This window comes from Comamonas odontotermitis, from assembly GCF_020080045.1.
Classification (GTDB): Bacteria; Pseudomonadota; Gammaproteobacteria; order Burkholderiales; family Burkholderiaceae_C; genus Comamonas; species Comamonas odontotermitis.
Window position 1 is genome coordinate 272,557 of record NZ_CP083452.1, and the last position, 18,052, is coordinate 290,608.

The 18,052-nt window shown below is 61.6% G+C and carries 18 protein-coding genes; 14 read left to right on the forward strand and 4 right to left on the reverse strand.

Annotated elements, in window-relative coordinates:
* The first annotated feature begins 80 nt into the window (after positions 1 to 80).
* From LAD35_RS21555 to LAD35_RS21585, 7 genes are read left to right on the forward strand one after another with little or no spacing between them, the layout of a single operon-like run.
* Positions 81 to 1,001, forward strand: coding sequence for a branched-chain amino acid ABC transporter permease (locus tag LAD35_RS21555; protein ID WP_224152981.1), 921 nt, complete (start codon positions 81 to 83; stop codon positions 999 to 1,001).
* Positions 994 to 1,995 carry a branched-chain amino acid ABC transporter permease gene (locus LAD35_RS21560; RefSeq protein ID WP_224152982.1) on the forward strand — a complete coding sequence of 334 codons (1,002 nt, stop codon included), beginning with the start codon at positions 994 to 996 and terminating at the stop codon, positions 1,993 to 1,995. Before LAD35_RS21555 ends, LAD35_RS21560 begins: the two co-directional genes overlap by 8 nt.
* Positions 1,992 to 2,765, forward strand: a complete 774-nt coding sequence (locus LAD35_RS21565; RefSeq protein WP_224152983.1) for an ABC transporter ATP-binding protein — start codon at positions 1,992 to 1,994, stop codon at positions 2,763 to 2,765. The genes LAD35_RS21560 and LAD35_RS21565 overlap by 4 nt, the downstream gene beginning before the upstream one ends.
* Positions 2,762 to 3,472 carry an ABC transporter ATP-binding protein gene (locus tag LAD35_RS21570; protein WP_224152984.1) on the forward strand — a complete coding sequence of 237 codons (711 nt, stop codon included), beginning with the start codon at positions 2,762 to 2,764 and terminating at the stop codon, positions 3,470 to 3,472. Before LAD35_RS21565 ends, LAD35_RS21570 begins: the two co-directional genes overlap by 4 nt.
* 1 nt (position 3,473) lies before the next feature.
* Entirely contained in the window at positions 3,474 to 3,929 is a 456-nt protein-coding gene (locus tag LAD35_RS21575; RefSeq protein WP_224152985.1) for an acyl-CoA thioesterase, read from the forward strand.
* A 24-nt stretch (positions 3,930 to 3,953) separates the two neighbouring features.
* Complete coding sequence (locus LAD35_RS21580) at positions 3,954 to 4,352, forward strand: RidA family protein (protein ID WP_224152986.1); 399 nt, start codon at positions 3,954 to 3,956, stop codon at positions 4,350 to 4,352.
* On the forward strand, positions 4,342 to 5,241 hold the full coding sequence (locus LAD35_RS21585; protein ID WP_224152987.1) for an alpha/beta hydrolase: 900 nt from the start codon (positions 4,342 to 4,344) through the stop codon (positions 5,239 to 5,241). The genes LAD35_RS21580 and LAD35_RS21585 overlap by 11 nt, the downstream gene beginning before the upstream one ends.
* 5 nt (positions 5,242 to 5,246) lie before the next feature.
* Here LAD35_RS21585 and LAD35_RS21590 read toward each other — a convergent pair whose 3' ends face one another.
* The 3 genes from LAD35_RS21590 to LAD35_RS21600 form a co-directional block, all read right to left on the reverse strand.
* The gene (locus LAD35_RS21590) at positions 5,247 to 6,461 is read right to left on the reverse strand and encodes a phospholipase A (RefSeq protein WP_224152988.1); all 1,215 of its coding nucleotides are present in this window, start codon (positions 6,459 to 6,461) and stop codon (positions 5,247 to 5,249) included.
* Between the two features lie 52 nt (positions 6,462 to 6,513).
* Positions 6,514 to 6,834, reverse strand: a complete 321-nt coding sequence (locus tag LAD35_RS21595; RefSeq protein ID WP_224152989.1) for a hypothetical protein — start codon at positions 6,832 to 6,834, stop codon at positions 6,514 to 6,516.
* Positions 6,835 to 6,941: 107 nt separating this feature from the next.
* Positions 6,942 to 9,023 carry an ATP-dependent helicase gene (locus LAD35_RS21600; protein ID WP_224152990.1) on the reverse strand — a complete coding sequence of 694 codons (2,082 nt, stop codon included), beginning with the start codon at positions 9,021 to 9,023 and terminating at the stop codon, positions 6,942 to 6,944.
* Between the two features lie 268 nt (positions 9,024 to 9,291).
* Here LAD35_RS21600 and LAD35_RS21605 point away from each other — a divergent pair, with 268 nt between their 5' ends.
* The 5 genes from LAD35_RS21605 (at position 9,292) to LAD35_RS21625 (ending at position 12,630) form a co-directional block, all read left to right on the forward strand.
* Positions 9,292 to 9,999 (forward strand): hypothetical protein, encoded by a 708-nt coding sequence (locus tag LAD35_RS21605; protein WP_224152991.1) that lies wholly within the window; start codon positions 9,292 to 9,294, stop codon positions 9,997 to 9,999.
* On the forward strand, positions 9,996 to 10,568 hold the full coding sequence (locus LAD35_RS21610; RefSeq protein WP_224152992.1) for a GTP-binding protein: 573 nt from the start codon (positions 9,996 to 9,998) through the stop codon (positions 10,566 to 10,568). Before LAD35_RS21605 ends, LAD35_RS21610 begins: the two co-directional genes overlap by 4 nt.
* Positions 10,565 to 10,963 carry a roadblock/LC7 domain-containing protein gene (locus tag LAD35_RS21615; protein WP_224152993.1) on the forward strand — a complete coding sequence of 133 codons (399 nt, stop codon included), beginning with the start codon at positions 10,565 to 10,567 and terminating at the stop codon, positions 10,961 to 10,963. Before LAD35_RS21610 ends, LAD35_RS21615 begins: the two co-directional genes overlap by 4 nt.
* A gap of 103 nt (positions 10,964 to 11,066) precedes the next feature.
* Positions 11,067 to 11,426, forward strand: coding sequence for a hypothetical protein (locus LAD35_RS21620; protein WP_224152994.1), 360 nt, complete (start codon positions 11,067 to 11,069; stop codon positions 11,424 to 11,426).
* A 241-nt stretch (positions 11,427 to 11,667) separates the two neighbouring features.
* Positions 11,668 to 12,630, forward strand: coding sequence for an AEC family transporter (locus LAD35_RS21625; protein ID WP_224152995.1), 963 nt, complete (start codon positions 11,668 to 11,670; stop codon positions 12,628 to 12,630).
* Between the two features lie 43 nt (positions 12,631 to 12,673).
* Here the strand turns inward: LAD35_RS21625 and priA are convergent, their stop codons facing one another.
* Positions 12,674 to 14,884, reverse strand: a complete 2,211-nt coding sequence (gene priA, locus LAD35_RS21630) for a replication restart helicase PriA (RefSeq protein WP_224152996.1) — start codon at positions 14,882 to 14,884, stop codon at positions 12,674 to 12,676.
* 907 nt (positions 14,885 to 15,791) lie between these two features.
* Between priA and LAD35_RS21635 the strand changes: the two genes are divergently transcribed.
* Positions 15,792 to 16,610: a lysophospholipid acyltransferase family protein gene (locus tag LAD35_RS21635; protein WP_224152997.1), complete on the forward strand. Its 819-nt coding sequence runs from the start codon at positions 15,792 to 15,794 to the stop codon at positions 16,608 to 16,610.
* A gap of 204 nt (positions 16,611 to 16,814) precedes the next feature.
* Positions 16,815 to 17,918, forward strand: coding sequence for a M48 family metallopeptidase (locus tag LAD35_RS21640; protein WP_224152998.1), 1,104 nt, complete (start codon positions 16,815 to 16,817; stop codon positions 17,916 to 17,918).
* Positions 17,919 to 18,052 lie beyond the last annotated feature (134 nt).

Here is an 18,052-nt window from a genome sequence, read left to right on the forward strand (position 1 = left end):
CGGCCCTTGCCCGGTGCCTGCGGTTGGATCACACCGGCCACATGTGCCTCGAACCATGCCTTCATGAATAGCCGACTTCGATGAACGCCATCTTGATTTTGGAGCAATCGCTCAACGGACTGCAGTTCGGCCTGATGCTTTTCCTGCTGGCGGCCGGGCTGACGCTCGTCTTCGGCATCATGGACATGATTAACCTGGCCCATGGTTCGCTCTACATGATTGGAGCCTACATGGTGGCTACCTTCAGCCAGGCCACGGGCTCGTTCTGGCTGGGCCTGGGCCTGGGTGTGCTCGCCACGGTGGTGGTGGGCGTGCTGCTGGAGTGCACCATCCTGCGCAGGCTCTACCACCGCGACCATCTGTCGCAGGTGATGGGCACCTTCGCCATCTTGCTGATGAGCAACGAAGTCGTGCGCATCATCTGGGGAGCGCAGCCGTTGATGCTGAACCCGCCCGCGGCTCTGGCCGGGCCTGTTGAATTGATGAGCGGTTTCTCCTACCCCGCATACCGCCTGCTGATCATCGGTGTGGGTCTGCTTGTGGCCTTGCTGCTGTGGCTGCTGGTCACGCGAACCCGTTTTGGCATGCAGGTGCGCGCCGGTGCCGCCAATCGCGAAATGGCGACCGCCATGGGGGCGAATGTGCGCCGTCTGTTCACCCTGGTGTTTGCGCTTGGGGCCGCCCTGTGCGCCGTGGCGGGCGGGATGCTTGGGCCGCTGCTGGCGGTGCAGGTGGGCATGGGTGAGAGCATTCTGATCCTGGCGTTTGTGGTGATCGTGATTGGCGGCATCGGCTCGATCCGCGGCGCGCTGCTGGGGGCTTTGCTGGTCGGTGTGGTCGATACGGCAGGCCGAACCCTGGTACCGCTGCTGTTCGAAAAAACCATGGGGCCGGATGTTGCCGCCAACGCGGGCCCGGCTGTTGCCTCGATCCTGATCTATGTGCTGATGGCAGCCGTGCTGTTCTACAAACCCCAAGGCCTGTTCCCCGCCCATGACTGACACTTCCGCTTCCTACTCGGCCGCGAGCGGCCCCGCGCGGCCCAGTATCCTGGATCATCGCCTTCACTGGCGGGTGATGCTGCCCGTCTTTCTGCTGCTCGTGGCATTGCCGCTGCTCGCCCGTGCAATGAATGAGGATTTCTACATTGGCGTGGCCAGCCGCGTGCTGGTGTTTGCGCTGGCCGCGGCAAGCCTCAATTTCATCCTCGGCTTTGGCGGCATGGTCAGCTTCGGCCACGCGGCCTTCATGGGCCTGGGCGCCTACACGGTGGGCGTGCTGATGCAGCAAGGCGTGGCGTCCGCCTGGCTGGCCTGGCCGCTGGCGATGCTGCTGGGGGCAGGCTTTGCACTGGTGGTGGGGGCGATCAGCCTGCGCACGCAAGGGGTGTACTTCATCATGATCACCCTGGCATTTGCGCAGATGCTGTATTACCTGATCATGTCGTTCAAGGCCCTGGGCGGAGACGACGGCCTGTCGTTGCCCGCCCGTTCTCAGATTGGCTTTGGACTGGATTTGGGCGACGACACGACTTTCTACTACGTGGTGCTGTTGCTGGTGACCCTCTGCGTGCTGCTGATGGCGCGCATGCTCAACGCGCGTTTTGGCCATGTGCTGCAGGCGATCAAGGAGAACGAGATCCGCATGTCCGCGATCGGCTTTCCTGTCTATCGCTACAAGCTTGCGGCTTTCACGATTGCTGGCGCCTTTGCTGGACTGGCGGGCGCCATGCTGGCCAACCAGAGCAGCTTTGTGGGCCCGGGCATGCTGCAGTGGACGCAGTCCGGAATTTTACTGATCATGGTCATTCTGGGCGGGGTGGGGCATCTGTATGGTGGCTTGCTGGGGGCTGCGGTGTTCCTGCTGCTGGAAGAGGTGCTGGCCGCCTACACCATGCATTGGCAACTGGGCCTGGGGGCGGTGCTGCTGATCGTGGTGCTGGTGGCACCCAATGGATTGCTGAGCTTGCGGCGCGGCATGTGGAGAAAGCCATGAATACAGTGGCGACACCTTTGCTGCAGGTGCAGGGCCTGGTCAAGCGCTTTGGCGGGCTCACGGCCACCGACCATGCCAGCTTCGATGTGCATGCTGGCGAAATCCATGCGCTGATCGGCCCCAATGGCGCGGGCAAGACCACCTTGATCCACCAGCTGTCGGGGGCCCTCGCTTCCGATGAGGGGCGGATACTTTTTGCGGGCGATGCAATCCACGCCATGGCGATGCCCGCGCGGGTGCAGCGCGGGCTGGTGCGCTCCTACCAGATCACCAGCATTTTCAAGCGCCTGTCGGTGTTGGAGAACATTGCGCTGGCCGTGCAGTCGCGCGATGGCTCGAGCTGGCGCTTCTGGCGCCCTGCGCGCCTTGAAAGCGCGCGCTATGCGCAGGCTGCCGAAGTGGCCGCGCGGGTGGGGTTGTCAGCCCAACTGCAGCAACCAGCCGGCCTGCTTGCTCATGGCGAGCAGCGCCAACTGGAAGTGGGGCTGGCGCTTGCCACGCGGCCACGCATGCTGCTGCTCGACGAGCCCATGGCAGGCATGGGGCCTGAGGAATCCGAAAGCATGGTGACGCTGTTGCAGCAGTTGCGGGGGGATACCACGATCCTGCTGGTTGAGCATGACATGGATGCTGTGTTCCGCCTGGCCGACCGCATATCGACTCTGGTGTTTGGCAAGGTGATCGCCAGTGGTACGCCCCAAGAGATCCGCAACCATGCCGAGGTCAAGCGTGCTTACCTGGGCGATGAGGCAGAGGAGGTGGCGCCATGACGGCTCTGCTGGAAGTCGAGCAACTGCAGACCAGCTACGGTAGCAGTCAGGTGCTCTTTGGCATGCACATGCAGATTGGAGCGGGCGAGGTTGCCACCTTGCTTGGGCGCAATGGCATGGGCAAGACCACGACGGTGCGCAGCCTGCTGGGCATCACCCCGGCGAGCAGCGGCAGCGTCCGTTTTCGCGGCGAGCGCATCGAGCGGCTGGCGGCTGACCGCATTGCACGCATGGGCATGGCCGTGGTGCCTGAAGGGCGGCAGATCTTTGCAAATCTGACCGTGCAGGAAAACCTGCTGGCCTTTGCCGCCAACCGCAATGCCTCGGAAAACCCCTGGTCGCTGGAGCGGGTGTACGCGTTGTTTCCGCGTCTGGCTGAGCGTGCGGGCAATCTGGGCAACCGCCTGTCGGGCGGAGAGCAGCAGATGCTGGCCATTGGCCGGGCGTTGATGACAAACCCGCACCTGCTGATTCTGGACGAAGCCACCGAAGGCTTGGCGCCATTGATTCGCGAGGAAATCTGGAGCTGTCTTGCTGCCTTGCGTGCGCAGGGACAGACCATTCTGGTGATCGACAAGTACGTCAAGCGCCTGATGGGGCTGGCTGATCGCCACACGATCATCGAGCGCGGCCAGGTGGTGTGGCAGGGCCCTTCGGCGCAGCTGCAAAGCCAGCCCGAGGTCTGGCAGCGCTATATCGGAATCTGAAATGGCAGCCTTGACTTGGCCCGAGCACGGCCCGTTTTTCCGCAGCAGCATGAGCATCCGCTTTGCACACTGCGACCCGGCGGGCATCATTTTCTTCCCGCAGTACCTGGTGCTGTTCAACGGATTGGTGGAAGACTGGTTCAACCAGGCGCTGAAGCACCCCTACGCGCAGATGCTGGGGCCGGAGCGAACGGGTCTGCCCATTGTGCATCTGGAGTGCGATTTTCGCGCCATCGCCCGCATGGGCGATGCCGTGCACCTGGATCTGGCCGTGCAGAGGCTGGGCAGCCGCTCGCTGGAGCTGGTGCTGCGCTGCATGGGCACGGATGGTGTGCTGCGCGCGATGGCCCGCAAGGTGCTGGTCTTTACCAACCTGGACAGCCACGCAGCCGTGGCTGTGCCCGCTCCCATTCGTGCGGCGATCGAGCGCTGGATGGTGGGCGATGGCGTGCAATAGTTTTTGATCTGGAAAGGAATCGCTATGCAAGTACTACTTCCCCAGGGCTGGCCCCGCCCCAAGGGTTATGCCAATGGCGTGACGGTCACCGGGCGCCAGCTGTTCGTGGCCGGCATGATCGGCTGGGATGCGCAAGGCGTGTTCCACACGGATGATCTGGCGGGTCAGGTGCGTCAGGCCCTGCAGAACATTGTGGCCGTACTCGAAGAAGGCGGCGCCCGGCCCGAACACATCGTTCGCATGACCTGGTACATCACCGACAAGCAGGAATACCTGGCCCAGCAGGCCGAGATCGGCAAGGCCTACCGCGAACTGATCGGCAGCTTCAACGCCGCCATGACGGCGGTGCAGGTGGCGGCCTTGATCGAAGACCGCGCCAAGGTCGAGATCGAGGTGACGGCTGTGGTGCCGGATGCCAACTGAGCGGGCGGTTGCCGTGGCGCCCTCGCCTTTCAAGCTTTACCGCGATTTTGAATCGCAGGCACAGATTGACGCAGCCTACGATCCGCTGCGGCCTGTGGCAGACCCGGCAGCGGCGCGCCAGCATTTTGTGCAGCGCAGTGCCCTTGCCCGGGCCCAACTGCGCTGTGAGCTGGATGTTGCGTTTGGTGCAACCCTGGCCGAGACGTTGGACATCTTCCATGCGCCAGACGGCGTGGCGGCTCCGGTGTTCGTCTTCTTCCACGGCGGGTACTGGCGGGCCAATACCTCCAAGGAGTTCAGCTGTCTCGCATGGGGGCCGCAGGCCCTGGGCTTTTGCACGGTGGTGGTGAACTATGCCTTGTGCCCGCAGGTCAGCGTTGATGAAATCGTGCGCCAGTGCCGGGCCAGCCTGGCATGGGTTTTCCGCCATATCGAAGCCTATGGCGGAGATCCGGGCCGGGTGGTGGTGGGCGGGCACTCTGCGGGCGGACAGTTGGGCGCCATGTGCCTGCAAACGCCCTGGGCCAGAGACTACGGACTGCCCAATGACCCGCTGCGCGGAGCGCTCCTGATCAGCGGTATCTACGACATTGCCCCGTTACGCTACAGCTATCTGCAGCCTCTGATTCAGCTCGATGAAGGGGTGATTACCCGCAACTCCCCCGCGTATGGCGCCCGCAGTTGCGCCACGCCGATGCACCTGGTGTGGGGTGGGCGCGAACAAAGCGAGTTCGAGCGCCAGTCCCTGCTGATGCATGCCGGATGGCAGGCTGCGGGCAATGTGTCGGAGCACGCAGCCCTGCCTGGCTGCGACCATTTCTCGGTGCTGCACGGGCTGGAGGATCCGCAATCGGATCTGTGCCAGCGGCTGGTGCGTCTGGCGGCTTAGAACGGTCAGAAATCCAGCAGGCTGAAGCCCAGCGAGAACACCGTGCGCTTGTAGTTGTAGTCGATCAGGCTGTCGCCATAGCCGTGAAACAGCTGGGCGTGCAGGCGCAGATTGCTCTTGCCGCCCATCCAGCCTTCGCCCAGCGTGTGCATCCACTCCAGGCGCCCCGAGCCCTTGCCGTGGCCGTTGAGCGAGCCGCGAGCGGTGAGGCCCATCCAGTTGCGCTGGTTCACGTTCCAGCCCAGCTTCAACTCGCCGCGACCGATGTAGTTCTGGATGCCGGGGTTGTTGTCGTCCTCGGCGCTTTCCTTGATGCGATGCCAGACCTTGGCCTGCAACTGCAGTCGGTTGTCCAGCTCGAAGCCGGTCATCAAGTAGGTGCGGTTCCAGCTGCGCGAGAGCGGATCGCTCTGGCCATTGGACTGGTGCACCAGGCCCACCCCGCTGTAGCGCCAGCGCCAGCCAAACGGCAGCTGTGCCGTAGTGGGGTAGACATAGAAAATCTCGGGCTCATGATCAGTGGTGCGGAAGGGGCGCGACATGTCCGAGTTGAACACCTGCCAGTACGACAGACCGGTGTAGCCGATCCACAGCGAATCGCGCAGCTTGCCATTGGGGTCGGTCAGCAGATTCTGCGCGAGCTTGGTACGCACCGACAGCTGGATGCGCATTTCCTGCTTCTGGTAAGGCTCGGCGGTAGGGGCCGAGTTGCCGGGGTTGCCCGAGGTCGGTTGCTGGTTGACATGGTCACCTGCTGCAATCGACACGGAAAGCGGGCGGTAGCCACGGAAGCTGAATTTGCCGCAATCGGTGCCGGCTTCCAGTTCCCAGAAGCGTGACATCTCGGTGTAGGCATCGTTACGGCAACCCCCAATGGGAGGCGCAATCTCTTCGGTAGCCGCCAGCGCTGTGGCGGGAGCGCGCAGGCCGGTGCTGGCCGGGCTTGCCTCGGTGGCCGACGGGGCCGTTGCTGCAGCGGATACGGGAGCCGGTGTCGGCTCTACCGACACTTGCTTGCTTTGCTGCTGCGCCCACTGGTCGAAACAGGCCAGGCGTGCGTTGCTGTCCTGCTGCTGGGTGCACTGGCGCCAGGCGGTGTCCGTGGTATTGCTTGCAATGGCGGAGGCATTCTGTGCCCAGGCAGCGGGCAGGCCCAGGCAGGCGCCCAGTGCAGAGCAGGCGAGCGCCAGCGGGGTGCGCGCAAAGAAAGTGGTGTTCATGGGTATTGGAGCGAGGTGCGTGCAGACGCGAGTGGGGCTGCACGGTCGCACATTATTGCTGCTGTTTGCGCATGACGAAAGGGACACTGTTGTCTTTATCATCCAGCCAATCGCCACGGATCTCGCGTGCACAACTGCCTTCCACCACATCTCCGAGCCAGGTGCCGCTCACTTTTTTGCCGTCCGCTGATTCTTCCATCGTCAGCTTGCCCTGGTTGACATCGCCCACGACGACAGATCGGCCCGCAGGGCGTGCAATGCTGCCCTTGACCGTGCCGTTCCACTCCGGATGCGGTGCGAGCTGCAGCTGGATGGGGCCGGGCTGACCATCCATGGTGGCTGTCCAGCGACCCAGCAGCTCCGGCTGGTCCATTTGGGCTGCCGTGGGGCAGGCTGGACGTGGTTTTTGCTGATTTGTAGCGCATGCGCTTACCAGTAAAGCGCTTGCAGCTATTAAAAATATAGTGTTTTTCATGCGAATCAAACGGTACCGGGACTGGCATTGTTGCTGGCGTTCTGCGCCTTCTTGGCAAATTCCTCACGCAGCTTGCGCAGCTTCTCGCGGGGGTCTTCGCGGGCGGTGCTTTGGTCCAGTCCCATTTCTTCAATAAAGCGGCTGGGCAGGGCGGAGACAAGCTCGCGTCCCTTTTTGCGGCGCTTGGTCCAGCTCACGGCCAGCGAGCGTTGCGCGCGGGTGATGCCTACATACATCAGGCGGCGCTCTTCCTGCAGCCGCAGGGCGACGTCTTCGGTCACTTTTTGCTGGCGGCCTTCGTCGTCTTCCAGCTTGAAGGGCAGCAGTCCTTCGTTGACGCCGATCAACATGACATGTGGCCACTCCAGCCCTTTGCTGGCATGCAAGGTCGACAGCACCACCATGTCCTGCTCCTTTTCTCGCTCGCTGATGGTCGAGAGCAGCGCGATGGTCTGCGAGACTTCCAGAAGGCTCTTGGCCTCGCTGGTGGTGGTGATGTCGGCGGTCGTCGAGGTCTGGCCACCCGCACGCTGGGCCATCCACTCACAGAATTCGAGCACATTGGTCCAGCGCGCGGCCGCAAGCTTTTCGCTGTCTTCGGCGTCGTACAGGTGCTGTTCGTAACCAATCTCCTTGAGCCACTCCATCAGGAACGCAAGCGATTCCTCGGCGCCGCGGGTCTGGCGTGCCCGGTATTCCAGGTCGTTGATGTAGCGGCCGAACTCCAGCAGGCTTTCACGGCCCTTGGCGGGCATGGCGTCTTCGAGCATGCTGTTGAAGAGCGCACCGAACATGCTGCAGTGGTGCGCTTTCGAGAATTCGCCCAGCCGGCCCAGGGTGGTGTGGCCGATGCCGCGCTTGGGGTTGGTGATGGCGCGCAGGAACGCCGGATCGTCATCGTTGTTGATCCACAGCCGGAACCAGGCACATAGATCGCGAATTTCGGCGCGGTCGAAAAAGCTGGTGCCGCCCGAGACCTTGTAGGGCACGTTGGCGCGGCGCAAGGCCTTTTCAAACGGCTTGGCCTGGTGGTTGGCGCGGTACAGAATGGCAAAGTTCTTCCAGTCCGGCGGTGGGTTGGCGCTGGCGCGCAGGCTCATGATGCGCGCCACGACGCGCTCGGCCTCATGCTCCTCGGTATCGCAATCCACGATGCGCACCGGCTCGCCTTCGCCGAGTTCGGAGAACAGCGTCTTGGGAAACAGCTTGGGGTTGGGCTGGATCACATTGTTGGCCGCGCGCAGGATGGCGCTGGTGGAGCGGTAGTTCTGCTCCAGCTTGATGACCTTGAGCTGCGGAAAATCCACCGGCAGCTTCTTGAGGTTATCGAGCGTGGCGCCGCGCCAGCCGTAGATGCTCTGGTCGTCGTCGCCCACGGCGGTGAAATGGGCCCGCTCGCCGATCAGCAGCTTCAGCAGATCGTACTGAGTGGCATTCGTGTCCTGGTACTCGTCCACCAGCACATGGCCGAGATGGGCCTGCCATTTTGCGCGCACGGCCGGGTGGTCGCGCAGCAGGCGCAGCGGCATGCCGATCAGGTCGTCAAAATCCACGCTCTGGTAGGCGGTCAGGCGCTCTTCATAGCGCTGCATGATGACCGCAATGGCGCGCTCGTTGTCATCGGCGGCCTGGGCGAGGGCCGCCTTGTAGTCCAGCCCCATGTTCTTCCATTTGCTGATCGTCCACTGCCACTGGCGTGCGGTGGCCGCATCTGCGGAGCCTCCGGCCGCATCTTTCAGGATGCCGACGACATCGTCGCTGTCGAGGATGCTGAACTGGGGCTTGAGGCCCAGCACATGACCGTCTTCGCGCACCATTTTCACGCCCAGGGCATGGAAGGTGCAGATCAGCACATCATTGGCGGCACGGCCGATCAGCCCCTTGGCACGCTCGCGCATTTCGGCGGCAGCCTTGTTGGTGAAGGTGATGGCAGCAATCTTGCGCGGTGCAAGGCCTGTCTCAATCAGCCGGGCAATCTTGTGCGTGATGACGCGCGTCTTGCCGGAGCCCGCACCTGCGAGCACCAGGCAAGGGCCTTGCGTGTAATGCACTGCTTGCAATTGGGCGAGATTGAGGCCTGCTGCCATGGAGCGATGAAACCTTGCGGATAAAAGATGAAGAAGGTGCAGAAGAATAGCGGCAAGCTCCGCCGACTGCAGACATGGGACTTTGTATATTTTTTTGTTACAGAAAGCACACGTTTCGCCGGGCTGAATGTCAATCAATGTAGGTAGATGCTTTCCACCTTGACGAAAGACTTGCGCCTAACTTACAAGCTTTTAGAATGTGCGATAGCATCGTTGTTGTTCAACGAAAGTGCTAATAAATTTAGACAATAAGTTACGAGTCACATCCATGCAGACCGCCGGTATTTCCGCAGATTTGCTCACCCCCAATGTCAGGCACCGTTTCGTGCAACTGTTCGGGGTGGCTGCACGCAAGTCGGTGCTTCCCTGGAAGGAGGTGCCTCGAGACCGTGCCCAACTGGTTCTCGTGGACCAGGGCATGGCTGATGTCGTTTCTTCGCTGGGCAACAGCCCTTGCGTGGTGACCGTCGGCAATGTAGGGGGCAACCTCACGGGCAATGCCTCCTGGGCGGGGCGCCTGGAGGTGAACTACACGCTGAGCGACCTGATCGATACGCTGGACCGTGCCGCCGTCTTTCTGCTGGACTGGGAAGCGCGCCAGAAAGTGATTGCCCGGAGTGCGCGTGCGCAGACTCAGGTGGCTGACGCCGCACCTGCGGCCAAGCAGGAATATCTCTACCAGCTCAAATCCTGGGTATCGATGGGCGCGCCCTTCAACACCGGTGCCTGCATCCGGGCACTGGCCCTGCTGTCGCGCGAGCCTATTTCCCTTGCCCAACTCTGCACCCATAGCGGAATGGATTCCGCTACCGCCCGCCACATGCTGGTGGAACTGGGTCAACGCGGCGTGCTGCGTGGTGTCGCCATGTCGTCTCAGCGCGCAATTGCTTCTGCGGGAAGCCGTGAGCCGGTACACTCCGGTGGATTACTCGGCCGTTTGAGCCGATGGATCCGCGGAGGAGGAAAAGCGGCATGATTCAGGAGTTGGACTGGGGCACGCGGCAAAAGCTGGCGCTGCCCCGCATTGCGCTGTGTGGGCCCATGGGCATAGGCAAGACAACAGCCGTGCGTACCTTGTGTGGCGAGCTGATGTCCCATTCGGATGTGCGCAATCTCGACCTTGCCGCCCACACCAAGGACTTCACCACGGTCGGTACCGAATTCGGTGAAATCGACCTGGGCGATGGTGATCGCGTCCAGATCTGCGGCTGCCCGGGGCAGGAGCGTTTCAGCTTTGTGCGTCAATGGGTGTTGTCGGTGTCCATGGGTGTTTTCATCATGGCCGACGTGAATGCCGCTGGCAGCCTGGCGGAAACCACGCACATTCTCGGCGAGATCAGCAAGTTGGAGACGGCGCCTGTCACCTTGATTCTGAGCGCGCGTGACGCGGGCGATACACAAATTGAAACATTCGCGCAAGGTGTGTATTCTGCCGGCTATGGCGTGATTCCCGTGTTGCAGGCCGATCCCCGTGATCGCGCCCAGATGCTGGAAGTAATGAGTGTGCTAGTTTCCATGCTGTCTTTGCAAAGCGAGAATCCATGACCGCATCACAACCCATGATCCCTGCCCAGGTTGTCACAGCGGGCCAACAGGCGCTGGATAAATTGATCGGGCCCGTCGATGGGGTCCGTGTTGCTCTGCTCAGCACTCCCGATGGTTTTGAGATCGCATCGCTGCGCACGAACAGCGAGTTGCAACTCAACCGCCTGTCGGCCATGGCCGGCTCGCTGATGGCGATGGCACGTGCCGTGGGCCGGGAAATCAACCATGCGGGCTGCAAACGCCTCACGTTTGAAACCGACAGTGGCGTGGTTGTGTTTCAATCGGTATCATCCGAGTTCCCGTGTATTTTGTGCATGGTGCTCGACACCAATGCCATCCTGGGCCGTGTGCTCTGGGCGGCTGCGGAAGTCGGTGCGGAAATGAACAAACCCTGATGGCGCCGCCTGCATGGCGCCGGCAGGGAGAAAGCTGGCCCATGCGTTGCATTGGCCGAATGAGCCAGCGACGACAATCAGCCAGTGCGTGAAGGGGAGATGAATGGCATCGGTACAAGAAGCTTTGACACAACTGCTCACCGTTGATGGCGCCATGTGCGCAGCACTGGTGGACAGCGCCAGCGGCATGCTGTTGGGCAGCGCAGGCTCCGGTCTGGACCTCGAACTGGCTGCGGCGGGCAATACCGAGGTGGTACGCGCCAAGCTCAAGACGATGAAGTCGCTCGGCCTCAACGACTCGATTGACGATATTCTGATTACCCTGGGCACGCAGTACCACATCATTCGTCCCATGGCGCAAAAGGAAGGCCTCTTCCTGTATCTGGTGCTCGACAAGCAGCGCAGCAATCTGGCGCTGTCCCGTCGCAAATGCGCAGATGTGGAAAAGCTCGTGTCGATCTGATCCCTTGTAGCGAGCGCCTGGCGCTCGTTTCGCCAATAGCCGATACCCAGAACCTGCCGCGTCGCTGGCAGGTTTTTCTATTTGTACGGGCTATATCGATGCAGGAATGCTCTTTTTTTCTCTGGTAGAGGCGTGGTGTGAGCGGGGGGGGGGGCACTTTGGGGATGTCCCGGGTGCCTGATAGCCCGCGCTGGTCCCTCGCGCTACAGCAGCAGCGCAGAGGCATCGGCACAATACGCGGGTGCTGTCTGTCTTTCTTGTCACCTTTCCATTCTTTGCGCTGGTGCTGTGCGGCTATCTGGCCACGCGCCGCGGCATATTTCCGCTGCCCGCCATCGCCGGGGTGAATGCCTTCGTGCTGTTCTTTGCACTGCCGTGCATGCTGTACAAGGCGGGCTCGTCGCTGCCGTTTGCACAGTTGATGAATATTCCCACGCTGCTGCTGTACATGCTGGTGCAGCTCTTGATGGTGGGCGGCTGTGTCTGGTTCTCGCGCAGAGGCGGGCTGGACTGGAACAACAGCGCCTTTGGCGCACTGGTCACGGCTTTCCCCAATACCGGGTTCATGGGGCTGCCGCTTCTGGTGGCGCTGCTGGGCGAGGCGGCTGCCGGGCCAGCCATCCTGTCGATGCTGGTGGACATGGTGATGACAACCTCGCTGGGCCTGGCCCTGTCTCGCATGGATGGCGCTGCAGGCAACATTCGCCCGGCGCTGGGCAAGGCGTTCAAGGGCGTGCTCTCCAATCCCATGCCCTGGTCGATCCTGCTGGGCGCGCTCGCCTCCTACCTGCAGTGGCAACTGCCTGTGGCCATCGACAAGACGGTCGGGCTGCTGGCGAGCGCAGCGACACCGGTCGCGTTATTTGCCGTGGGCGCGGTACTCGCGCGCTCCAAGATGGTGCAGGCCGAGTACGCGGCCCCAGGCAGCTATGTACCGCTGGCGCTGGTCAAATTGTTCGTGCATCCGCTGCTGGTGCTGGCGCTGGGCCATGCTGCCATTGCGCTGGGCTTGCCGCTGCCGTCCTTTTCGGTCATGGTGCTGGCGCTGGTGGCTGCCCTGCCCAGTGCCAGCAATGTCACCTTGCTGGCCGAGCGCTATGGCGCGCACAACGGCCGCATTGCGCACATCATTCTGGTGAGCACGGCGCTCGCCTTTGTCAGCTTTACACTGGCGGTCAGTGGGTTTGCAGAATTTTTTCAATAAAAGTGGCTGTAGCGCTTGCATGTCAAGCGCTGAATGCTATTGATTAGATAGCTTGCGGATCCACATCCACCAGCCAGCGTACCAAGGCTTTGTGCTCCGGGTGGCTGCGCAGCCAGTGCAGTGTGGGCTGCCAGGCGCGCAGGAATTGCTGCAGGGCCTTGCGCGATGGGCTCTCGATCAGCATCTGCGCCCGTTCCACATTGGCAACGCGCTGCACGGCGAGCGGAATGGGCGGGTAGACGAATACATCTTCCGCTCCGGGCATGGGCTGGCTGGTTGCGGCAGCCGCAGCGGCACGCAGAAAGCCCTGCGCCACCTCCTGCGTTCGGGCATCGGCACGGATGATGGCCTGGTGGGCAAATGGTGGCATGGCAGCGTCGCGCCGCTCCGCCAGTTGCTGGGCGGCAAAGCCTGCGAAGTCCCAACGGCGCAGCGCCTGATATACGGCATGGTCGGGCTGCAGGGTCTGCAGCCACATTTCCACCTTGCTGCCTTGCGCTGCCACGTAGGCAGCGTCGCGCCCGGCACGGCCCGCCGCCTGCAGCAGCAATGAGAAAAGGCGTTCAGGCGCGCGAAAGTCGCTGGACATCAGGGCGCCATCGGGCTGCACGGCGGCCACCAGGGTGACGCGCCGGAAATCATGGCCCTTGGCCACCATTTGCGTGCCAACCAGCACGTCGACATCGCCTGCGTGCATATGGGCCAGCTTTTCTTCCAGTGCGCCCTTGGCCTTGGTGGTGTCGGCATCGATGCGTGCGATGCGGGCTGGGTCGCCGTCGGGGCGCTGTACGTTGCGCAGCAGGCGCTCCAGCTCTTCTTCGAGCTGCTCGGTTCCCTTGCCCAGTGGCAGGATGTCGGGGTTGCCACAGCTGGGGCAGGCGTGCGGTACGCGCTGGGTGTATCCGCAGTGGTGGCAGCGCAGCGTGCGGTCATTCTTGTGAAAGACCTGGTGCGCGCTGCAATGGGGGCAATCGCTTTTCCAGCCGCAATCGCCGCAGAAGAGCACTGGGGCAAAACCGCGCCGGTTCAGCAAGACCAAGGCCTGCTCGCCGCGCTCCACACGTTCTGTAATGGCTTGCAGCAGCGCATCGGAGAACACCGTGCGGCGCGGTTGCTGCCGCATATCGACCATGCGCAGGCGTGGCATGGCGCCTGCGCCGGATTCGGTGGCACCTGGGCTGGCCACCCCTAAGCTGGTAGCACCTACGCCGGTAGCACCTACGCCGGTAGCACCTACGCCGGCCGCACCGATACGGCTGGGCATGGCCAGCCGCAGGTAGCGGCCGCCGGCATCCTGCGGTCCTGCGGTTCCGGCAGGGCGGCTGGCCCACCAACTCTCCAGCGAGGGTGTGGCGGATCCCAGTATGACCTTGGCATTCAGATCATGGCCGCGCCATATGGCCAGATCGCGTGCCGAGTACCGCGCTCCCTCCTGCTGTTTGTAGCTGGGGTCGTGCTCCTCATCGACGATGATGAGTTGGAGCTGCGGCATCGATGCAAATATCGCCATGCGCGTGCCGAGGACGATGCGGGCCTGGCCTGTATGCGCAGCCAGCCAGCTTTTCAGGCGCTGCGGCGGCGTCATGCCGCTGTGCATGCTGACAACGGCGCTTTCACCCAACTGGGCCGTGAAGCGGGCTTGAAAGCGTGCTTCCAGCTGTGGGGTCAGGTTGATCTCGGGCACCATCACCAGCACCTGGGCAGTTGGATCGCGCTGCAGCAGCTGCGCGGCCTGGTGCAGGTAGACCTCGGTCTTGCCGCTGCCAGTGCTGCCAAATAGCAGGAATGGCCCTGCATTGGCATCGATCTGCGCACAAACAACGGCTTGCTCGGGGCTCAAGGCCAAGGCGGTGTCAGTGGCTGTGTTTGTTGGCGCGGCCTGGCTTTTGCGTTTGAGCCGCCGGGTCAGCTGCTCTGCTGTCAAATCACGCAAGGCGGGCGGCAAGGCGGTGATGGCCATCTCACCCAGACTGCGCTGATAGTAGCGTGCAGCAAATTGCACCAGGCGCAACCAGTTTTCCGGCATGGGGTCAATGCCTTCGAGCACGGCAGCGATGGGTTTGAGTGCGCTGGCCTCGCCTGCATAGCTGTCATCCTCACCCCAGACAACACCCAGCACTTCCCGTTTGCCCAGGGGTACACGCACCAGACTGCCGCGTGGCAGCAACTGTTCGCTGCGATAGCTCAGCAGCTCGCTGGCAGCGCTGATGGCGCTATGGGCAGGCGTATGGACGGCGACAAGAAGCAAGGGCACGGAATGCAGAGACAGGAGATGCGTGGGCGGAGCGGACCAAAGTACCAAGTGTAGGGCTTGGGACTTCTGATTTCAGGAGGACGCCAAGCGCGGTGCACCAGCCTAGGTATTTTTACCAGTTGTGCAACCCGGAGAAGGCATTGAGAAAATTGTAGGACAACTTACCCACAAGATAAATCCCAAGGTAAATCAACAATGGCCGATGCATTTGTGGATAACTTTGTTGACATACAAGCCGCCATCAGGTGCCCGAGCCACTAACACAGATTGTCGCCCATGGCCTTTGCCTCGTTGACAAAATTTTTTATTTCTATTTTTCAATAAGTTATATACGCGCTCTAGGCATTTTCAAATTCACGCGCCTTGTTTTGTGCTAGTGGGTCTGCTTTCCACATTGTGTGCATAAGTGCTCGCTCACTGCACGGGTGGCGTGCAGCACGGCGCTGCTTCCAGCAGTCATTTATCCACAATTATTCTAGAAATAGCTGATTTATCCACCATAAATCATTGATATGTAAATAATTTATTGAGATTTTTCCCATTTTGATCAAGCTGTGTGCAAGCTTGTGGATACCTCCCTTCTTCTTGTGGGTAGTTGAATTTATTTCTATAAAAATCAATGAATTATTTAGATTCCTCTTTAATCATGGCGGTGGCCGAAATGTGTAAGAGCCTGGCTGCTGCGCTGCCGCAGGCTGCAGTTGTCGTTCTTCGGGCTGTGGTGGGGTGCTTCGTGGCCTCTGTGTTATCCCCGGTCAATGTGGGTTCGCTTCCGATATGATCATGCGCTGATGACCGCGTGCCCGGGCCACATCCGTTCATTGGCGGTTGGTTGCCGACCCGCGCACCTGGATAGATTTAGCACTCGCACATGGCACCTGTCATGTGCTGCTTTGCCACTTGACCCATGCCCCTGATTCGATCGATCTTGCATACGCTCTTCATGAGCCTGACGGTGATTCCGTTCACCCTGACCATTCTGCTGCTGCGCGTATGCGGTGCCAGCAGCATGGCGCGCTATACAGTGGCTCGGCGTTGGCTCAAGCTGTCGGCCGATAGCGCAGGCTGGTTCTGCGGTATCAAGGTGCGCATGCAGGGAATGGAGAATCTGCCGGTGCAGGGCCAGCCGGGGAGTGAAAAAGGCGTGGTGCTGCTGTGCAAGCACCAGTCCACGTTCGAGACTTTTCTGATGCCGGCCATCATGCCGGTGCCGCTTGCCTATGTGTTCAAGAAAGAACTGCTGAAGATTCCGTTCTTCGGTTGGTCGATCGGCAGCCTGGACATGATCCACATTGACCGCAAGGACGGCAGCCGTGCCTTCCACAAGGTGGTGGAACAGGGCAAGCGCCTGCTGGGGCAGGGTATCTGGGTGATCATGTTTCCCGAAGGGACCCGCATTCCACGCGGCGAGACTGGCGACTACAAGACCGGCGCCACCCGCCTGGCCATCATGACGGGCGCGCAGGTGGTGCCGATTGCCGTGACCTCTGCCAAGTGCTGGCCTCGCAAGGCATTCGTGAAGAAACCGGGCACGGTGGATGTGTCGGTGGGCAAACCCATCGACAGCAAGGGTCGCAAGCATGACGAGTTGATGGCAGAGGTGGAATTCTGGATCGAGTCAGAAATGCGTCGCCTGGACCCGGAGGCCTATGTGGGCAAGCCGCAGTTGCCCGCGCGTGCGGAACGCGCCCCGGCTGCGTCCGCTGCCGATGCCTCTGCCGATTGATTTTTTACCGGAGAGCATCTACTTGCCTGCCTGCGATACTTCAGTCTCGCTACAAAGAACTATAAAAACAATAGCTGCTGGTGCTTGTACTTCAAGCGCTGGTGGCTATTTTTCATCGCGAGGCTGCTTCAGGAAAAAACGCGCGATGGTTCAAGACCTGCGGCTGGGCACTTCCAAGGGCGGAAAAGGGTATTTCTCACCGAAATGGGCCAGGACAGCCGTGCAACGGAGGTGGGCATGATTGCGGATGTGCGCCGGCTGGTGCAACTGGCGTTGGACCTGTGGGACCGCAGTGAGCCCAGGGCGCCTGCCGAGGCTGCGGCGGGGCAGGGTGGTACACGCCCATCCGTGCCCGTGGCACCGCCGCCGGTGATCGATAGGCCTGTGGTGCCGTCACTGCAAAAAGTGCCCGATCTGGTGATTCCAGGTGTCCAGCCAGCGCCTGGTGCAGGTGTGGAGACGCCATCTGCGGTGTCTACGAAAACCATGCCGCCCGAGCCTGAGCCCGAATCCTTGTCGCACACCCTGCTGCCACAGGCATTCGAGCACCCGGGGGCCAATCGCGCTGTGTTGTTGGGCGACACCCATATCGCCTACCTGCTCCAGCGCGCCAAGCGGCGCAGCATTGGCTTTCTGGTGGGGGAGGACGGCCTCGTGGTGCGTGCGCCGCGCTGGGTCACGCAGAACGGCATTGACGAAGCGCTGCAGGAGAAGGGGGCCTGGATTGTGCGCAAGCTGGGCGAAATGCAGCGCCGCCGCGCCCATAGCCTGAACGCCACCATCCGCTGGGAAGATGGCGCAACCCTGCCCTTTCTGGGGCAGCCGCTGCAACTGGTGATCGACAGCGAGCAGCGCGTGGCGCGTGCCGGTGCGGTATGGCGAGTGGAGAGCGAGCTACCCGGCAGTCCCTCGCGGCTGTACCTGGCCCTGCCGCGTGCAGCCGGGCGTGAGCAGATTCGGGATCTGGTGCAGGCCTGGTTCATGAAAAGTGCGCGCCAGCATTTTCTCTCGCGGCTCGCTCACTTTGCACCGCTTCTGCGTGTGCATTACACGAGCCTGCGGCTGTCGAGCGCTGAAACTCGCTGGGGCAGTGCCAAATCCGATGGCTCCATCCGGCTGAACTGGCGGCTGATGCACTACACGCCCGCCGTCATCGACTATGTGGTCGCGCACGAATTGGCCCATTTGCGTGTGATGGATCACAGCCCGCGCTTTTGGGACACTGTGGCCGAGGTGGTGCCCGATCACCGCGCGCTGCGCGAGCAGCTCAAGTCGATTCCTGCGCCGCCCTGGGATCTGGCCGCATGAGCCAAATCTTGGCGAAGCTTGGATGGAAAATAGTGATGAAGCGCAGCAGAAATGCGCAGATAGCTATCAAATTTAAAAATATTTCGCCCAACCGGAGGTGAAGAATACAGGCGGTGTATTCTCATTGGCAAATA

Coding starts and splice junctions, on each gene's coding strand:
- LAD35_RS21555 (WP_224152981.1), top strand. CDS start 81: ATGAACGCCATCTTGATTTTGGAGCAATCGCTCAACGGACTGCAGTTC.
- LAD35_RS21560 (WP_224152982.1), top strand. CDS start 994: ATGACTGACACTTCCGCTTCCTACTCGGCCGCGAGCGGCCCCGCGCGG.
- LAD35_RS21565 (WP_224152983.1), top strand. CDS start 1,992: ATGAATACAGTGGCGACACCTTTGCTGCAGGTGCAGGGCCTGGTCAAG.
- LAD35_RS21570 (WP_224152984.1), top strand. CDS start 2,762: ATGACGGCTCTGCTGGAAGTCGAGCAACTGCAGACCAGCTACGGTAGC.
- LAD35_RS21575 (WP_224152985.1), top strand. CDS start 3,474: ATGGCAGCCTTGACTTGGCCCGAGCACGGCCCGTTTTTCCGCAGCAGC.
- LAD35_RS21580 (WP_224152986.1), top strand. CDS start 3,954: ATGCAAGTACTACTTCCCCAGGGCTGGCCCCGCCCCAAGGGTTATGCC.
- LAD35_RS21585 (WP_224152987.1), top strand. CDS start 4,342: ATGCCAACTGAGCGGGCGGTTGCCGTGGCGCCCTCGCCTTTCAAGCTT.
- LAD35_RS21590 (WP_224152988.1), bottom strand. CDS start 6,461: ATGAACACCACTTTCTTTGCGCGCACCCCGCTGGCGCTCGCCTGCTCT.
- LAD35_RS21595 (WP_224152989.1), bottom strand. CDS start 6,834: ATGGACCAGCCGGAGCTGCTGGGTCGCTGGACAGCCACCATGGATGGT.
- LAD35_RS21600 (WP_224152990.1), bottom strand. CDS start 9,023: ATGGCAGCAGGCCTCAATCTCGCCCAATTGCAAGCAGTGCATTACACG.
- LAD35_RS21605 (WP_224152991.1), top strand. CDS start 9,292: ATGCAGACCGCCGGTATTTCCGCAGATTTGCTCACCCCCAATGTCAGG.
- LAD35_RS21610 (WP_224152992.1), top strand. CDS start 9,996: ATGATTCAGGAGTTGGACTGGGGCACGCGGCAAAAGCTGGCGCTGCCC.
- LAD35_RS21615 (WP_224152993.1), top strand. CDS start 10,565: ATGACCGCATCACAACCCATGATCCCTGCCCAGGTTGTCACAGCGGGC.
- LAD35_RS21620 (WP_224152994.1), top strand. CDS start 11,067: ATGGCATCGGTACAAGAAGCTTTGACACAACTGCTCACCGTTGATGGC.
- LAD35_RS21635 (WP_224152997.1), top strand. CDS start 15,792: ATGCCCCTGATTCGATCGATCTTGCATACGCTCTTCATGAGCCTGACG.
- LAD35_RS21640 (WP_224152998.1), top strand. CDS start 16,815: ATGGGCCAGGACAGCCGTGCAACGGAGGTGGGCATGATTGCGGATGTG.